General features: G+C 71.6%; 15 protein-coding genes and 1 riboswitch. Of the genes, 7 read left to right on the top strand and 8 right to left on the bottom strand.

Annotated elements, in window-relative coordinates; translation table 11 throughout:
- Window positions 1–28: 28 nt before the first annotated feature.
- Window positions 29–198: riboswitch (cyclic di-AMP (ydaO/yuaA leader) on the top strand.
- A complete protein-coding gene (locus ACZ5PB_RS26060) occupies window positions 197–1,438 on the top strand; it encodes a C40 family peptidase (protein ID WP_468694137.1) in 1,242 nt (413 codons plus the stop codon). Its footprint overlaps the riboswitch before it by 2 nt.
- 29 nt (window positions 1,439–1,467) lie before the next feature.
- Here ACZ5PB_RS26060 and ACZ5PB_RS26055 read toward each other — a convergent pair whose 3' ends face one another.
- Window positions 1,468–1,821: a hypothetical protein gene (locus ACZ5PB_RS26055; protein WP_468694136.1), complete on the bottom strand. Its 354-nt coding sequence runs from the start codon at window positions 1,819–1,821 to the stop codon at window positions 1,468–1,470.
- A 588-nt stretch (window positions 1,822–2,409) separates the two neighbouring features.
- Here ACZ5PB_RS26055 and ACZ5PB_RS26050 point away from each other — a divergent pair.
- Window positions 2,410–3,492 (top strand): C40 family peptidase, encoded by a 1,083-nt coding sequence (locus tag ACZ5PB_RS26050; protein WP_468694164.1) that lies wholly within the window; start codon window positions 2,410–2,412, stop codon window positions 3,490–3,492.
- 68 nt (window positions 3,493–3,560) lie between these two features.
- Window positions 3,561–3,719 (top strand): hypothetical protein, encoded by a 159-nt coding sequence (locus tag ACZ5PB_RS26045; RefSeq protein WP_468694135.1) that lies wholly within the window; start codon window positions 3,561–3,563, stop codon window positions 3,717–3,719.
- A gap of 24 nt (window positions 3,720–3,743) precedes the next feature.
- On the opposite strand, the gene ACZ5PB_RS26040 is transcribed toward ACZ5PB_RS26045, so the two are convergent.
- From ACZ5PB_RS26040 to ACZ5PB_RS26030, 3 genes are all read right to left on the bottom strand, one after another.
- Window positions 3,744–4,862 (bottom strand): alpha/beta hydrolase, encoded by a 1,119-nt coding sequence (locus ACZ5PB_RS26040; RefSeq protein WP_468694134.1) that lies wholly within the window; start codon window positions 4,860–4,862, stop codon window positions 3,744–3,746.
- A gap of 166 nt (window positions 4,863–5,028) precedes the next feature.
- Window positions 5,029–5,757 (bottom strand): LuxR C-terminal-related transcriptional regulator, encoded by a 729-nt coding sequence (locus tag ACZ5PB_RS26035; RefSeq protein WP_468694133.1) that lies wholly within the window; start codon window positions 5,755–5,757, stop codon window positions 5,029–5,031.
- Window positions 5,754–7,058, bottom strand: a complete 1,305-nt coding sequence (locus ACZ5PB_RS26030; RefSeq protein ID WP_468694132.1) for an ATP-binding protein — start codon at window positions 7,056–7,058, stop codon at window positions 5,754–5,756. The genes ACZ5PB_RS26035 and ACZ5PB_RS26030 overlap by 4 nt, the downstream gene beginning before the upstream one ends.
- A gap of 153 nt (window positions 7,059–7,211) precedes the next feature.
- Here ACZ5PB_RS26030 and ACZ5PB_RS26025 point away from each other — a divergent pair, with 153 nt between their 5' ends.
- Together ACZ5PB_RS26025 and ACZ5PB_RS26020 are read left to right on the top strand one after the other, a co-directional pair.
- Window positions 7,212–8,618, top strand: a complete 1,407-nt coding sequence (locus ACZ5PB_RS26025) for a PspC domain-containing protein (protein ID WP_468694131.1) — start codon at window positions 7,212–7,214, stop codon at window positions 8,616–8,618.
- Window positions 8,605–8,868 (top strand): hypothetical protein, encoded by a 264-nt coding sequence (locus ACZ5PB_RS26020; RefSeq protein WP_468694130.1) that lies wholly within the window; start codon window positions 8,605–8,607, stop codon window positions 8,866–8,868. Before ACZ5PB_RS26025 ends, ACZ5PB_RS26020 begins: the two co-directional genes overlap by 14 nt.
- Here the strand turns inward: ACZ5PB_RS26020 and ACZ5PB_RS26015 are convergent.
- From ACZ5PB_RS26015 to guaA, 4 genes are all read right to left on the bottom strand, one after another.
- A complete protein-coding gene (locus ACZ5PB_RS26015; RefSeq protein ID WP_468694129.1) occupies window positions 8,775–9,296 on the bottom strand; it encodes a DoxX family protein in 522 nt (173 codons plus the stop codon). The genes ACZ5PB_RS26020 and ACZ5PB_RS26015 overlap by 94 nt on opposite strands.
- Window positions 9,297–9,373: 77 nt before the next feature.
- Window positions 9,374–10,663 carry a hypothetical protein gene (locus ACZ5PB_RS26010; protein ID WP_468694128.1) on the bottom strand — a complete coding sequence of 430 codons (1,290 nt, stop codon included), beginning with the start codon at window positions 10,661–10,663 and terminating at the stop codon, window positions 9,374–9,376.
- Between the two features lie 210 nt (window positions 10,664–10,873).
- Window positions 10,874–11,671, bottom strand: coding sequence for a class II aldolase/adducin family protein (locus ACZ5PB_RS26005; protein WP_468694127.1), 798 nt, complete (start codon window positions 11,669–11,671; stop codon window positions 10,874–10,876).
- Window positions 11,672–11,783: 112 nt separating this feature from the next.
- A complete protein-coding gene (gene guaA / locus ACZ5PB_RS26000; protein ID WP_468694126.1) occupies window positions 11,784–13,361 on the bottom strand; it encodes a glutamine-hydrolyzing GMP synthase in 1,578 nt (525 codons plus the stop codon).
- A gap of 318 nt (window positions 13,362–13,679) precedes the next feature.
- Here guaA and ACZ5PB_RS25995 point away from each other — a divergent pair, with 318 nt between their 5' ends.
- Both ACZ5PB_RS25995 and ACZ5PB_RS25990 read left to right on the top strand, forming a co-directional pair.
- Window positions 13,680–13,982: a chorismate mutase gene (locus ACZ5PB_RS25995; RefSeq protein WP_468694125.1), complete on the top strand. Its 303-nt coding sequence runs from the start codon at window positions 13,680–13,682 to the stop codon at window positions 13,980–13,982.
- A 442-nt stretch (window positions 13,983–14,424) separates the two neighbouring features.
- Window positions 14,425–15,411 (top strand): LAETG motif-containing sortase-dependent surface protein, encoded by a 987-nt coding sequence (locus ACZ5PB_RS25990; RefSeq protein ID WP_468694124.1) that lies wholly within the window; start codon window positions 14,425–14,427, stop codon window positions 15,409–15,411.
- Window positions 15,412–15,448 lie beyond the last annotated feature (37 nt).

Here is a 15,448-nt window from a genome sequence, read left to right as displayed (position 1 = left end):
ACCCCCCTCGGCGATCCGCGCCGGAAGCGGGCCTCTCGCGCCGAATTCGCGCCGCCCGCACGGCGGTTCGGAACCGGGGACCCACACGCAACACCGGGGTGAATCGGCCCGTACCCCCACATTTTGGGCCGTAGGGCACCTTCCGTTTCCACCGCCCGAACCCGACAGCTAACCCGGTAGGCGGTCCACGGAAGGAATGCCTGTTTTGGCATCGCATCGCAAGCCGCGCCCGCGCGCCTCGTCGTTGATACGGTCCTCCGCCCCCGGCATCGGCGTCACGACCGCCGCCCTGGTCACGGTCGGCCTGGTCACCCAGTCCGCGCAGGCCGCTCCCGTCGCGCCGAAGCCGACGGTCGAGGACGTACAGAAGAAGGTCGACGACCTGTACCGGCAGGCGGGGGCGGCCACCCAGAAGTACAACCGGGCCAAGGAGGCCACCGCTCAGCAGCGCGAGAAGGTCACCGGCCTGCTGGACGACGTGGCCAAGCGCACCGCCAAGCTGAACGAGGCCCGGCGGGCGCTCGGCTCGTTCGCCGCCTCGCAGTACCGCAACGGCTCCGTCGGTCCGACGGCGGCGATCCTGCTGGCCAAGGACCCGCAGTCGTACTTCGACTCTCGGCGGCTGATGGCGCGGGCCACCGACCGGCAGAAGAAGCTGGTCGCCGACTACGGCAAGCAGCAGGAGTCGGCCGCGAAGCGGCGGGCCGAGGCGACCGGCAGCCTGGAGCGGCTGACCACCTCGCAGGCGTCGCTGCGGCAGTCCAAGCAGGAGGTGCAGGACAAGCTGGGGATGGCGCGCGGGCTGCTGTCGCGGCTGACCGCCGAGGAGAAGGCGAAGCTGGCGGAGCTGGAGCGCAAGCGCGAGGCGGAGGCCAAGCGCAAGGCGGACGAGCTGGCGCGCGAGCAGGCGGCGGCGGAGGAACAGCGGAGGAAGGACGAGGCCGCGCAGAAGGAGAGGGACAAGGAGGAGGGCGGGTCGGGCAGCGGGTCGGGCCCCGGATCCGGTACGGGTTCGGGCACGGGGACCGGCAGCGGCTCGGGCACGGGGACCGGCACCGGTTCGGACTCCGGGGCCGACAGCGCGTACGCGACGAAGGCCGCGAAGGTGCTGGCGTTCGCCCGCTCGCAGATCGGCAAGCCGTACGTCTGGGGCGCCACCGGCCCCGCGTCGTACGACTGCTCGGGGCTGACCCAGGCCGCCTGGCGCGAGGCCGGGGTGAAGCTGCCGCGCACCACCTGGGACCAGGTGAAGGTCGGCACGCGGATCGCGACCAAGGACCTCAAGCCCGGTGACCTGGTCTTCTTCTACGACGACATCAGCCACGTCGGCATCTACAAGGGCGACGGAATGATGATCCACGCCCCCAAGCCGGGCGCGAACGTCCGCGAGGAGTCGATCTACTACATGCCGATCTACGGGAGCGTCCGTCCGGCCTGACCTTCCGGCCTCCCGTCACACGACCGGAGTCAGGTCCACAGGACCGCGATGAAGATGTTGACGGCCGTCAGTGCGCCGACCGTGCCGAACAGCGCCTTCTCCACCTTCTCCTCGTCGCGCTTGACGTAGACGAGGCCCAGGATCACGACCAGGACCGCCAGCTTGATGCCGATCTTGATGTTGTTGACCTCGTGGTCCTGGGCCTGGTGGAGGCCGACCAGGAGCATGCCGGTGACCAGCATCGTCAGCGAGCCGTGCAGCATCATCGGGGTGAAGCGGGCGGTGCCCGCGCCCATTGCCTTCAGCTGGGTCAGGAAACCGCCCAGGAGGGCGGCGATGCCGATGATGTGCAGGCCTACGAAGACATGCGTGAGTATGTCCATGGGGCGGAGCCTAGGGCGTGTCTTTCGGATCAGGCCGGCCAGGGGGGCCTTGCCCTTTCGGGGTGGCCGAGCGGGGCTGGGTGCGTGCAGCTGCAAGGCGGAGGATTGAGGCGGATGGGGTCTCCCCTGCTCGAGCGAAGCCGAGAGCTTGGGGAAGGAGCGTCGTCGATTGACGACAACGCAGCAGATGTGCGTGACCAGCCCCGCGACCCAGGCCTGAGCCGAAAGACACGCCCTAGCCAGGCCTTAGCAGGCTTCTCGCGGCAGGGCGGGCACTTCCGCCCCATCGGTCACGTACTTACTGGAAGTAGAGATTCCGCCTCGGGCCGACCGATCGCGCTCAACCAGTGGCGTACCACTTTCGATCACTAGTGGTCATTCGAAGGCTGTGCCGTGACGCCCAGGTTTAGCGTCCCTCCCCAGGTGGCCGACTCCCCACGCCGTCCCGACCCCGGGCCGGCCGTCGACCGCCACCGCCGAGAGAATCCGGCGGCGGTTCCCGTCTCCCCCCTGTTCGGGGCCGCCGCCGGACGCGTACGGAACCCGCGTACGCGACGGACGTACCCGTGGAAGGACGTGAACGCCCTCGTGGCAGCGCACCGGAAGCCCAAGCCGCGCTCACTCACCGGCAGCACCGCTCGTACCGCCCGTACCACCGCCGTCACCCTCGCTCTGGCGGGGGCAGCGGGCACCACCGCACTGGAGGGCACCGCGCAGGCGGAGCCGGCCCTCACCCCGGCACAGCTCAAGTCCAAGATCGACAAGCTCTACCACGAGGCCGAGACCGCCACCGAGACGTACAACGGGGTCAAGGAGAAGTCCGAGCGCACCAAGAAGTCCCTGGACGCGCTCCGGGACGAGGCCGCCCGCAGGACGGAACGGCTCAACGCCGCCCGCAAGGCGCTCGGCCCGATGGCCGCCGCGCAGTACCGCACCGGGGGCATCGAGCCCGCGCTCCAGGTCGCCCTGACCTCGGACCCGGACCGCTATCTGGAGCGGGCGGCGCGGGCCGGCCGGGCCGGTGACCGGCAGAGCGTGAAGGTGGAGGGTGCCCGGAGGCAGGTCGCCGAGGTCGCCCGGCTGCGCGGCGCGGCGAGCCAGCGCTTCACCGAACTCGCCGAGGAACAGAGCGAGTTGAAGAAGCAGAAGGCGACGATCCAGGAGAAGATCGCCGGTGCCGAGGAGCTGCTGTCGCGGCTCGGCGCCGACGACCGCGCCCGGTACGCCGCCCAGGACGGCCACGGCGAGGCGGACGGCGACCGCGCCGACCGCTCGGCCCCGGGGCGTACGGAGATGCCGCGCGGTGGCACCCGGGCGCCCAACGCCCGTGCCTCACAGGCCGTTTCGTTCGCCTACTCGGCGCTCGGGAAACCCTATGTCTGGGGTGCCACGGGCCCCTCCTCCTTCGACTGCTCCGGTCTGACGCAGGCCGCCTGGCGCTCGGCGGGAGTGGCGCTGCCGCGGACCACGTACACCCAGATCAACGCCGGACAGCGGGTCTCGCGTTCCCAGCTCGCGCCGGGAGATCTGCTGTTCTTCTACTCCGGCATCACCCACGTCGGCCTGTACATCGGCGACGGCAGGATGATCCACGCGCCCCGGCCCGGCGCCCCGGTGCGGATCGCGCCGATCGACGAGATGCCGTGGGCGGGGGCGACGCGGCCGGCCTGATGCTTCAGCCGGAGCGGCCCGGGTACACGCCCGGCAGAGGCACGACCCCTTCTCCGAAAGGACTGGCCATGCCGGGCATCATCAGCAAACTCAAGAGTTACGCACGCAGTCCGCAGGGCCGCCGCACCATGGCCCGGGGCCGCCGCGAGGCCGCCGACCCGCGCAGGCGCGCCCAGGCCAGGCAGTTGCTGGGCCGGCTGCGCGGCGGCCGCGGCCGCAGGTACTGACAGGGCGACAGCAGGGAGTGGGCGCTACTTGCCGACCTGCTCGGAAAGCCACCGGAAGACCTCCGGCACCTGCTGCTTCCACACGCTGGTGCCGTGGGGTCCGCTCAGCTTCACGACCCGTACCGTCGTCGGCGCCTTCGCCTCGCCCTTCAGGGCGGTGCCGCTCTCGTAGCCGTCGCCCGCCGCACCCGAGACGAACAGTGCGGTGCGCGGCGGCTTCTTCGCCGCGTTCGCCGCCTTCAGCAGGAAGTACGGGTTGTTGGCGCGCCGCAGTTCCGGGGTGGCGGCGGTGAGCGAGGCGGGCTCGCCGTTGGGGTCGTTGAAGCCGGAGAGGCTGACCCCGGCCCGGTAGCGGTCGGGATGGGCGACGGCCAGCTTGGCCGCGCAGTGCGCGCCTGCCGAGTAGCCGCCGACGGCCCAGTCGGCGGCCTTGTCCGAGGCGCGGAAGGTGTCGGAGACCATCTTCCGTACGTCGACGCTCAGCCAGGTCTCGGCATTGACCTTGCCGGGGGTGTTGGTGCAGCCGGTGTCGGTCTGGTCGCCGAGCAGGGTGGTGCGCGGCGAGACCAGGATGAACGGCTTGACCTTGCCCTGCTTCATCAGCGGCTTCAGCTGCTTGTTGACCTCAAGGGTGCCGAACCAGGCCTTCGCGGAGCCGGGGTAGCCGGGCAGCAGCTGGACCACCGGGAACTTCTTGTCCTTGTACGCCGGGTCGTCGTACTGCGGCGGCAGCCACACGTACACCTCGCCCTCGACCCCGGAGATCCGGCCCTTGAGGTCGGTGACCTGCACGCCCTCGCCCATCCTGGCGTCCTTGACCGGCTTGAACTTCGCCGCGACCTTCGGCTGGTCGGCCAGCTTCTCGCCGCCTATGCCGTCGGGGCCGAGGTCGGCGGCGGTGCCCACGTGGTCACCGGTGCCGAGCAGGTCCTCCCAGGTGTCGTACAGGCCGTTGGCGTTGTTGACCGCGACGAAGACCACGGTGATGGCGGTGATCTGGGCGAACAGCAGCATCACCAGCCGTACGGCGCCGCGCACGACGGCGGGCCCGCGCACCCGGCTCCACAGCGCCAGCGGCAGGACGAACGCGAGCGCGAGCAGCGCGAGCGCGGTCGCGAAGAAGGGGGTCCCCGTCAGACTCATCACATGAGTACTAGAGGTGTGATCCCCCGTCCTCGTTCCCCCGTTTCACGCCACTGTCACGCGCCTCACACCCGCGCCGCACCCGCACCGGGCTACGTGTAACGGCCACGCGATGTGACCGGGTCACGTCCGACGGCCCACGCGATGTCACCGGGCGCGGCAGCGGTCAGACCAGCCGCCGTGCCGTCGCCCACCGGGTCAGCTCGTGCCGGTTGGAGAGCTGGAGCTTGCGCAGCACCGCCGAGACGTGCGACTCGACCGTCTTCACCGAGATGAACAGCTGCTTGGCGATCTCCTTGTACGCATAGCCCCGGGCGATCAGCCGCAGCACCTCGCGCTCACGCTGGGTGAGCCGGTCCATGTCCTCGTCGACCGGCGGCGCGTCCGTCGACGCGAACGCGTCCAGTACGAAACCGGCCAGCCGGGGCGAGAAGACCGCGTCGCCGTCCTGCACCCGGAACACCGAGTTGATCAGGTCGGCACCGGTGATCGTCTTGGTCACGTACCCGCGGGCGCCGCCCCGGATGACGCCGATGACGTCCTCCGCCGCGTCCGACACCGACAGCGCCAGGAACCGCACGGGCCGCTCGGCGTCCGACATCAGCGGCGCGCACCGGCGCAGCACCTCGACCCCGCCGCCGCCCGGCAGGTGCACGTCGAGGAGCACCACCTCGGGCCGGGTCGCGGTGATGACGGTGACCGCCTGGTCGACGTCGGCGGCCTCGCCGACCACCTCGACGCCGGTGGTAGCGGTCTGCCCGATCTCGGCCTGCACCCCGGTACGGAACATCCGGTGGTCGTCGACCAGCACCACCCGCACGTGCCGCTCGGGCGCCGCGTCCCCGGTGCCGCCCTGCTCGTTGGTGCCCTGCCCCGTCGTGCCGTGCTCGCTCATGCGTCCGCCGCCCTCTCCATGTCCAGCTCCACTACCGTGCCCCCGTCGGGTGCGGAACGCAGTCGCGCGCTGCCGCCGTTGCGCTCCATCCGGCCGATGATCGATTCTCGTACACCCATCCGGTCGCCGGGTATGGCGTCGAGGTCGAAGCCGGGCCCCCGGTCGCGTACGGACACGAACACCGAGCGGCCCTCGACCTCCGCGAAGACCTGCACCGCGCCGCCCTCGCCACCGTACTTCGCGGCGTTCACCATTGCCTCGCGTGCGGCCTGCATCTGTGCGGTCAGCTTCTCGTCGAGCGGGCAGTCGCCGACGACCACGACCTCCAGCGGCACCCCGTGCTTGTCCTCGACCTCGGCCGCCGCCCGCTTCACCGCTTCGGCGAGGGTGCTCGGTTCCTCGTCGGCGTCCTTGCCGGTGCCCTCCGGTTTGTAGAGCCAGTTGCGCAGCTCGCGCTCCTGGGCGCGGGCGAGGCGCCGTACCTCCGAGCCGTCGTCCGCATTGCGCTGGATCAGGGTGAGGGTGTGCAGCACCGAGTCGTGGACGTGGGCGGCGACCTCGGCCCGCTCCTGGGCGCGGATGCGCATCAGCCGCTCCTCGGAGAGGTCCTGCGTCATCCGGACGAGATAGGGCCCCGCCAGCATCCCGATCCCGGCGATCACCGCGAGCGCCGCCGTCAGTACGTTGCCCAGCTGGGCCGCCGAGCCGCGCACCACCAGGAAGACGGTCAGGCCGACGCCGACCAGGGCCACGCCCGCGATGCCCCGGAGGATCTGGAGCGTCCGGCGACGGCGGCTGTCGCCCTCGGTCCAGTGCGCACGGCGCGCGTTGTCCGCCTGGCGCCAGACGAGCACCACGCCCGCGCCGGTCAGCAGCAGCGGCCAGACGTACCGGCCCGAGCCGGCCGTGTCGACGTTGCCTATGAAGATGGAGGCGCCGACGCACAGGGCGATCAGTGCGACGACCTGCCCCTTGTCGGGCATCCGCAGTCTGCGCCGCCCGTCGGGACCGGTCTCGAAGGCGCTGCGCGGCTCGGCCCCGACCCCGCCGACACCCAGCGGCACGAAGAACCAGAACACCGCGTAGAGCAGCGCCCCGAGGCCCTGCATGAGGAACAGCGCGAAGAACGCGATCCGCACCCAGACGACCGGCAGCCCCAGATGCCCCGCCAGCCCCCGCGCGACCCCGCCGAGCATCCGCCCGTCCGCGCTGCGGTACAGCTTGCGCGGCGGCGGACCGGCCGGGTCCTGCTCGGAGACGGGTGTGCGGGCCGCTCGGCGGCCCGGGGCGATGGACGACATGCCTTGATGGTCACACGGCCGCCAGGTCCCGCACATGGGGGAAAACCCCATAATCCCCTGAGGGAAACCGCAGTGCGCGGCCCGGGGAAATCAGGGATCAGCCAGGGTCGTACCAGGTGCCGCGCGCCGCGAATGCCGGTCACCATGGGGCGTATGACAGAAGTCCACGACGACGAGGTGACGGACGCCCCCCGCCCGGACGGACGCCCCGGCCCGGACGGCCGCCCGGGCCCCGCCGGTGCGGCGGGCCCCGCCGATGCGGTGCCCCCGGCCGCCGATGGGGCCCCGTCCGGCTCCGATGCGGTGCCGCCGGCCGCCGAGGCCCGGCGGCCGCTGCGCCGCAGCCGCCGCCACAAGACCCTCGGCGGGATCTGCGGCGGTCTCGGCGAGTACTTCGACGTCGACCCGGTGATCTTCCGCATCGTCCTGGGCGTCACCGCCGTGACCGGTGGCATCGGCCTGATCGCGTACGGCTTCGCCTGGCTGCTGATCCCGCTGGAGGGGGACGAGGAGAACGAGGCGAAGCGGCTGCTGACCGGCCGGGTCGACGGTCCCGCGCTGATCGCGGTGCTCCTCGCGCTGGTCGGCTGCGGCATGTTCCTGTCGATGCTGCACAACGGCGGCGCCTTCGGCTTCTCCGTCATGCTCCTGCTGGCCGTCGGCGCCAGCACCATGTGGTCCCGGCAGCGCCGGGCCGCCGCCGCTTCCGACGAGCCGGGCGCCGCCCAGGCCGCCGACGTGGCCGCGCCCCCGGAGACCAAGGCCCCGCCCGTCCCCGGCGCCCCCTCCTGGTGGCGCGACCCGATCGTCAAGGACGGCACCACCGGCCCCGTCCCGCACGGCTACCTCTGGGGCCCCTCGGACTCGGTGTCCCAGGACGGCCGTCCCGCCGCCGAGCCGGGTTCCCCGGTACGGCACCACGACCCGCGCCCCCGGTCCTTCGGCGGTCTCACCTTCCTCACCGCCCTCCTCGCGGGCGGGGTGGGCACGTTCGCGACCTGGCACGACCACCCGCTGGGCACCAGTCTGGCGATCGGTCTGACCTGCGCGCTCGTGGTCTTCGGCGTCGGTCTCGTGCTCGCGTCGTTCCTCGGCCGGGTGGGCGCGGGAACGGTTTTCCTTGCGCTGATCACCGCCGGTCTGCTGACGGCCGCCACGGTGATCCCCAAGAACATCACCACGGACCTGGGCGTCACCAACTGGCACCCCGCCACCGCCGCGTCGGTCCAGCCCGTATACGAACTCGGCGCCGGTGAGGGCAATCTCGACCTCACCCGGGTCGCCGTACCGAAGGGGAGGATAGTGTCCACCGGCGTCGAGCTCGGCGCGGGCGTGCTGCGCGTCGTGGTGCCCAGGGACGCGACCGTACGGCTCGACGTGGAGGTCGGCATGGGCAACATCCGGCTGCCCGACCCTGGCCCCACGGACGAGGTCCTGCGCAGTGGCGCGCGGGAGTCCGTGACGCTGGATCCGCCGGCCGGTGCGAAACCGGCGGGCACTCTCTCGCTCACCCTCGAACTGGGTGTCGGACAGGTGGAGGTGCGCCGTGCTGCGTCATGAGTTCCAGCCCGGCCGGGCGATCCTCGGCCTGACCTTCCTGGGCGCGGCCGGGCTGTACGCGGCGGACGTCACGGGCACCTGGGACACCCCCTGGTGGGCACTGATCCCGCTGGTCTGCGCCGGTCTGGCGGTGGCCGCCTTCGCCGGGCTGATCACCTACAGCGTGCGGCGCCGCCGCAGGGCGCGCATCGCGTCCAGCGAGAACACGGTGGCCCCGGCCAGCACCAGCGGCAGCCAGGCCATCAGGTAGGCGAGGTCGTTGCCGTAGTAGTAGGGCGTGGTCTGCCAGCTGACGGTGAGCCACAGGCTGAGCGAGATCAGCGCCCCGCCGACCGCGGCCACGCGCGCGAAGAGGCCGAGCAGGGTGCCGATGCCGACGAGGAGCTCGCCGGTCGCGATGGCGTAGCCGAAGCCCTCGGGGGCCTTCAGCGCCAGGTCGACCAGCCAGGGGACGGCGGAGCTGTCGCGCACGGAGCGCATCAGCTCGCCGATCGAACCGGTGCCGCTCGCGGAGAGGAAGGCGCTGTCGGTGAGCTTGTCGAGGCCCGCGTAGACGAAGGTGATGCCGAGGAAGACGCGCAGCGGGAGCAGGGCGAGGCGGCTCGCGCTGTGCTTCCAGCCCCTCGGTTCGTTCGTCCCGTACGCGCGCGTGCCCGCTGTCCCGTATCCGTAAGCCATGGCCCGGCCCTGCCTTCCTCGTACCTCGCCCCGTCCGTCCCGTCACTTTGACCATACGTTCGAAGGACGGGCGGGACTCAGTCGGTGACGTCGATCCGGCAGCGGTTCGTCTCGACCCCGGCCGCCGTCACCACCTGCACGTCGACCTCCCCTGGCTCCACCTCGACGGGCACCGGCACGGTCAGCGCGCCGTCGGTCGGATTGGCGAACCCGCCCGGCACCGGCACCAGCGGCACATGGACGTGGACCGTCCCGATCCGCACCACCATCCGCGCCAGCCGGTCCGGCGTCCCCGCCCCCGGCGGTACGAACCCGGCGCCCCGGATCTCGATGTCGTCGCCGGTACGGATCGGCCCGTCGAGGTCGCCCGCCTCCCTGGCCCGTACGACGGACAGCACGACCGGACGGCCGCCCTCCGCGAACTTCCCTGCCACGTACGTCGCCGCCCCTGCCACCACGAGCAGGGCCAGCCCCCAGGGCAGGTCGGGCAACTGCTCCGGCCGCCTGGCCAGGCGTACGGCGGCGAAGACCACCGCCACGGCCGACACCAGCACATAGGTGAGGTCGCAGAAGTTCCCGCGCCCGGAGTCGTCGGTGAGCAGGTCGGCGGCGCGCGGCCGGTCCGCCCGTACCTTCTGCAGGGTCTGCTTCCGCACCCGTGCCCCCACCAACTGCCGTACGAGCACGGCAATCGCGCAGGTCAGCGCGAGGACGGTCAGCACACCAGCACCCCGGGCCAGATCCAGCCCGGCGATCAGCGCGTCGCGGTCGGCCGGGTCGGACGCCCCGGCCAGCTGCACCGCCAGCACCATGACGGCGAAGACGGCCAGCAGCACCCAGGAGGCGGCGACGGCGCGCGAGGTGGAGAGCCGGTTGTCCTCGCCGATCAGCGGCGCGAGCAGCCCGCCGCGCGCCCGGTGCACCCGTGCCGCGCCGGTCAGCAGGGCGCCGGTGACGAGGGCCGCGGCCAGCCCCGCGGTACGGGCGACGGTCCAGCCGGCCCCGATCGCGGTGAACGCCTCGACCAGCACCAGGAGCAGCACGGCTCCCCACACCACCACCAGCGTCCTGCGCCACAGCAGCCGGAGCCAGACCTCGCCCGCCTCGCGGGAGCGCTCGGCGACGGCCCTGGCGGACTGGGTCAGTTCGTCGGAGACCCACTGCCGGGACGCCCCGGCGGAGTGGACGACGGCGGACGGCAGGCCTTCGCCCGCCGCGAGTTCGTCGCGCTTGGCGAGGAAGGCGGCGACGGCGCGCCGGTGCCCCTCGCGCGCGCCGTGCGGGCAGTCGCCGCAGGTGCAGTTCCCGCCGTGCACCCCACCCTGCGCTCCGCCGTGCGTGCCCTGTCTCGCCTCTTGCACCGCCACGGCAAGTGCCGCCCTTCCCCGCCCGGTTCACCGTCAACCGTGAACACCCATGTGATGAAAGGGAATTGTGCCGCACGCACGGGCAACTCCGTGCCACGCCCACGCCCGCACGGGGTGACTTCCCGTACCCGGGTTGACGCCGGTATGCGCGGCTCGGTCCAGAAGCTCGGACTCAGTCCAGAAGCTCGGGCTCGGTCCAGCAACCCGGACTCAGTCCAGCAGCTCGGGCTCCGCCCTGCTGATCCGCCGCCACATCGACTGGTAGTTGATCCACGCCACCAGGTCGCTGCCGATCTGGTCGCGCGTCTCGACCGCCTCCTTGTGCCCGATCAGCACCGGCTTCCCGGCCGCCCGCGCCGCCAGCTGCACCTGGCACGAACGTTCCAGCGTGTGGAACCACCACGCCGCCGCGTCCACCGAGTCCCCCACCGTGAGCAGCCCGTGGTTGCGCAGCACCACCGCCTTGTGGCTGCCGAGCGCCCCGGCGATCCACCGGCCCTCGGTCGGGTCGACAGCGACGCCCGTGTACGCGTCGTACAGCGAGTGCGCCTCGTAGAAGGCGCACGCCTCCTGGGTGATCGGGTCGAGCAGCTCCCCCAGCGCGCTGAACGCCCGCCCGTGCAGGGAGTGCGTGTGCGCGACGGCGACCACGTCCGGCCGCGCCTTGTGCACCTGCGCGTGGACGGTGAACGCGGCCTGGTTGACGTGCCGCCGTCCCTGGACGACCTGCCCCTCCCCGTTGACCAGGATCAGATCGCTCACGGTCACCTCGGCGAAGGCGAGGCCGAAGGGGTTCACCCAGTAGCAGTCGGTGTACTCGGGGTCGCGCGCCGTGATGTGCCCGGACACGCCCTCCTCGTACCCGTACGAGGCGAAGATCCGCAGCGCCCCGGCCAGCCGTTCCTTGCGGTAGCGGCGTTCGTCCGCCGGATCGTCGTGGACGGGCGGCATCGCGAAGTCGAGCCGGTCGACGGGAACGGGCGGGGGCGCGGGTGTCTCGGCGGTCATGGGGCGGAAGCTACCTCCTGGTACGAACGGAAACCAGGGGTGCCCGCGAACGACGATGCCGCCGCCACCCCGGAAAGGGGTGACGGCGGCATCGACTACAGCGGGGGAGGCTTTACTCCCACTCGATCGTCCCCGGCGGCTTGCTCGTGACGTCGAGCACGACCCGGTTGACGTCGGCGACCTCGTTGGTGATCCGCGTCGAGATCTTCGCCAGTACGTCGTACGGCATCCGCGTCCAGTCCGCCGTCATGGCGTCCTCGGAGCTGACCGGGCGCAGCACGATCGGGTGGCCGTAGGTGCGGCCGTCGCCCTGTACGCCCACCGAGCGCACATCGGCGAGCAGCACGACCGGGCACTGCCAGATCTCGCGGTCCAGACCGGCCGCGGAGAGCTCCTCGCGGGCGATGGCGTCGGCCTCGCGGAGCAGGTCGAGCCGCTCCTTGTTGACCTCGCCGACGATACGGATACCCAGGCCGGGGCCGGGGAACGGCTGGCGCTGGACGATCTCGTCGGGCAGCCCGAGCTCCTGGCCGACCATCCGGACCTCGTCCTTGAACAGCTGGCGCAGCGGCTCGACGAGCTCGAACTCGATGTCGTCGGGGAGGCCGCCCACGTTGTGGTGCGACTTGATGTTGGCGGTGCCGGTGCCGCCGCCGGACTCGACGACGTCCGGGTACAGGGTGCCCTGGACCAGGAACGCGACCGCCGGACCCTCCTCCTGGAGGATCTCCAGCTGGGCCTGCTCGAAGACGCGGATGAACTCGCGGCCGATGATCTTCCGCTTGGTCTCCGGGTCGGAGACGCCGGCCAGCGCGTCCAGGAAGCGCTTCTCGGCGTCGACGACGACCAGACGGGCGCCGGTCGCGGCGACGAAGTCCTTCTCGACCTGCTCGGTCTCGCCCTTGCGCATCAGACCGTGGTCGACGTACACGCAGGTCAGCTGGTCGCCGATGGCCTTCTGGACGAGGGCTGCGGCGACTGCCGAGTCCACGCCGCCGGACAGGCCGCAGATGGCGCGCTTGTCGCCGACCTGCTCGCGGATGAGGGCAACCTGCTCCTCGATGACGTTGCCGGTCGTCCAGGTCGGCTCGATGCCCGCGCCCCGGTAGAGGAAGTGCTCCAGGACCTGCTGGCCGTGGGTGGAGTGCAGCACCTCGGGGTGGTACTGGACGCCGTAGAGCTTCTTCTCGTCGTTCTCGAAGGCGGCGACCGGGACCACGTCGGTGGACGCGGTGACGGTGAAGCCCTCGGGGGCCGCCGAGCAGGCGTCGCCGTGCGACATCCACACCGACTGCTCGTCGGGGGTGCCCTCGAAGAGGGTGGAGCCGGAGCGGGTGACCTTCAGCGGCGTACGGCCGTACTCGCGGGCACCGTTGTCGTCGACGGTGCCGCCGAGCGTGGTGGCCATGATCTGGAAGCCGTAGCACATGCCGAAGACCGGGACACCGGCCTCGAAGAGCGCGCGGTCGATGGACGGGGCGCCCTCGGCGTACACCGAGGAGGGACCGCCGGAGAGGATGATCGCCTTGGGGTTCTTGGCCAGCATCTCGGCCACCGGCATGGTGCTCGGGACGATCTCGCTGTAGATCCGGGCCTCGCGGACGCGGCGGGCGATGAGCTGGGCGTACTGGGCACCGAAGTCGACGACGAGTACGACGTCTGGCGCGGCAGCGGGGGACGCAGATGACACTGGCGGCCTTCCGGCGGTGGGAGCAAGGGGTCGGTTTTGTCGATTCTACCGGCGCTCGCGATACCCGGTTCCGTCTCACCGTACGAACCGGTTTGACGCCGCGCGCGGGCGTCGGGCGATACTGGGGCCATGCGCAAGCACCAGACCTTCGTCTTTACCTATGGCAACCGGCCCGTCCGGCTGCCACGGTCGTGCTGCTTGTAGCAACTGACAAGCGACTTCCCAGGCGCCCCGGGCCGAACAGGCCCGGGGCGTTCTGTCGTTTCCGGACCTGAGAGCCGGTAAAGGGGCGCACGCCCTCACTCCAGGAGTACGGACATGAACAGCACCACCACCGCCGCCCCCGCCACCGAGGTCACCGGCGCCCGCACCGAGGACGCCGCGGCCCTCATCACGGGCGCGCGGGAGCGCATCGACGCCCTCGACGACCGGATCATCGGCCTCGTCCAGGAACGGATGGCCGTCTCGGCCGTCATCCAGGAGGCCCGGATCACCTCGGGCGGCCGCCGGGTCAACCTCTCCCGCGAGATGGACGTCCTGGGCCACTACAGGGACGCCCTCGGCAAGCCGGGCACCACCCTGGCGATGACGCTGCTGGAGCTGTGCCGGGGCCGCGTCTGACCGCTCCGGCGGGAGCGCGGGAACGCCGGGACCCCGGGCCGGGCACGGGAGCGCGTGCGTTCCCGCACTCACCCGTACGGCGCGTGACCGGAGCGGAGGCGGCTTCGTTGGTCCCGGTGCCACGCGTGGCCCCGGTTGGGGCGTGTGACGTACGGGCTTCGGCCGGTGCGTCGTGGGACCTCGCCCCAGCGTGTGCGACCGGACGGCAGGGGACAGCCACTTCCGGTCGCCCAGACGGTCGGCTCCGGGGACGCCCGGAGCCGGTCGGCAGGACGTGACCCAGCTCACGTAAAGGTTTTGTTTGTACGCCTACAACCTTTGGCCATTGCCACTGGTCTCCCTTGCGTAACCACAGGGCTCTCCGGTGCGCACGCGCACCGCAGGACTCCTCACATCTCGCGCCGCGTCCCCCATGTCGGTGCGCCAGACTTTCTGAGGTCCCATGAAGCTCCGCCGTTCCCTGGCCCTCGCGGCCGCCACGGCTGTCATCGCTCCGGTCTCGCTGTTCTCGGCCTCGGCCGCGTACGCCACGACCACCCCGACCCCCAGCGCGTCCGTCACCGCGTCGCCGAGCGGCACGCCGTCGGCCACGACGACGCCGAGCAAGTCGCCGGAGACCACTCCCTCGACGGGCACGAGCGCCTCGCCGAGCGGCACCCCGTCGGCCACGGCCACGAAGTCCCCCAGCGGCACGCCGTCGACCGCCCCGACCAAGACGCCCTCCGGTAAGCCGAGTCCGTCGTCGCCCGAGGAAGAGCTGCCGGGCGAGTGCAAGGACGTCTCCATCGACCTGACGATCAGCGGCCTGCCCGGCAAGATCGCGGCGGGCAGCGGCTGGCACCCGTTCAACCTGAACGTCTACAACAAGTCCGACCGCGCGCTGGACGGCGTCGCCGTCTTCGCTGGCGCCGCCGCCGACAAGGACGGCTCCGACCTCTTCACCACGAAGCAGGTCCAGCTGGAGGCGTACGACGAGACCGGCAAGAGCTGGCAGCCCGTCAACATGGAGGACCTGGCCGCCGGTTACGTCGGCGAGACCGACACACTGGAGCCCGACTTCGAGATCGACATCAAGCTGCGTCTCAAGGTCGCGGCGGGCGCCCCGGTCGGCACCGGCTTCACCCTGGGCGGCGGCGTCTACGTCGACCTGGACAAGGGCTGCATAGGTGCCGGCGAGACCGCGTACAAGTTCCAGATCGTCAAGGCCGGTACGGACACCTCCGGCACCAAGCCGCAGGAAGGCGGCAAGACCCCGGTGTCCGTGCCCGGTTCCAAGCCCGCCCCGGGCAAGGTTCCCGCGGTGACCGGCAACCTCGCGGCCACCGGTGCGTCCTCGCAGGTGCCGGTCTTCGCCCTCGCGGGCGGCGCGGCCGTCGTGCTGGGTGCCGGTGCGCTGTTCATGGTGCGCCGTCGCAAGTCCGACGCGTAACCACCGCACCACGACGAAGAGGGCTGCATTCGGAGGG

Source organism: Streptomyces sp. NPDC032721 (genome assembly GCF_055579625.1).
This window is presented reverse-complemented; position numbering and strand designations above follow the sequence as displayed.

Bases quoted from the DNA above. Each gene is read 5' to 3' on its own strand.
- ACZ5PB_RS26055 (WP_468694136.1), bottom strand. From the start codon at position 1,821: ATGGACATACTCACGCATGTCTTCGTAGGCCTGCACATCATCGGCATC.
- ACZ5PB_RS26040 (WP_468694134.1), bottom strand. From the start codon at position 4,862: ATGAGTCTGACGGGGACCCCCTTCTTCGCGACCGCGCTCGCGCTGCTC.
- ACZ5PB_RS26015 (WP_468694129.1), bottom strand. From the start codon at position 9,296: ATGGCTTACGGATACGGGACAGCGGGCACGCGCGCGTACGGGACGAAC.
- ACZ5PB_RS26060 (WP_468694137.1), top strand. From the start codon at position 197: ATGCCTGTTTTGGCATCGCATCGCAAGCCGCGCCCGCGCGCCTCGTCG.
- ACZ5PB_RS26030 (WP_468694132.1), bottom strand. From the start codon at position 7,058: ATGTCGTCCATCGCCCCGGGCCGCCGAGCGGCCCGCACACCCGTCTCC.
- ACZ5PB_RS26025 (WP_468694131.1), top strand. From the start codon at position 7,212: ATGACAGAAGTCCACGACGACGAGGTGACGGACGCCCCCCGCCCGGAC.
- ACZ5PB_RS25990 (WP_468694124.1), top strand. From the start codon at position 14,425: ATGAAGCTCCGCCGTTCCCTGGCCCTCGCGGCCGCCACGGCTGTCATC.
- ACZ5PB_RS26005 (WP_468694127.1), bottom strand. From the start codon at position 11,671: ATGACCGCCGAGACACCCGCGCCCCCGCCCGTTCCCGTCGACCGGCTC.
- ACZ5PB_RS25995 (WP_468694125.1), top strand. From the start codon at position 13,680: ATGAACAGCACCACCACCGCCGCCCCCGCCACCGAGGTCACCGGCGCC.
- ACZ5PB_RS26035 (WP_468694133.1), bottom strand. From the start codon at position 5,757: ATGAGCGAGCACGGCACGACGGGGCAGGGCACCAACGAGCAGGGCGGC.
- ACZ5PB_RS26045 (WP_468694135.1), top strand. From the start codon at position 3,561: ATGCCGGGCATCATCAGCAAACTCAAGAGTTACGCACGCAGTCCGCAG.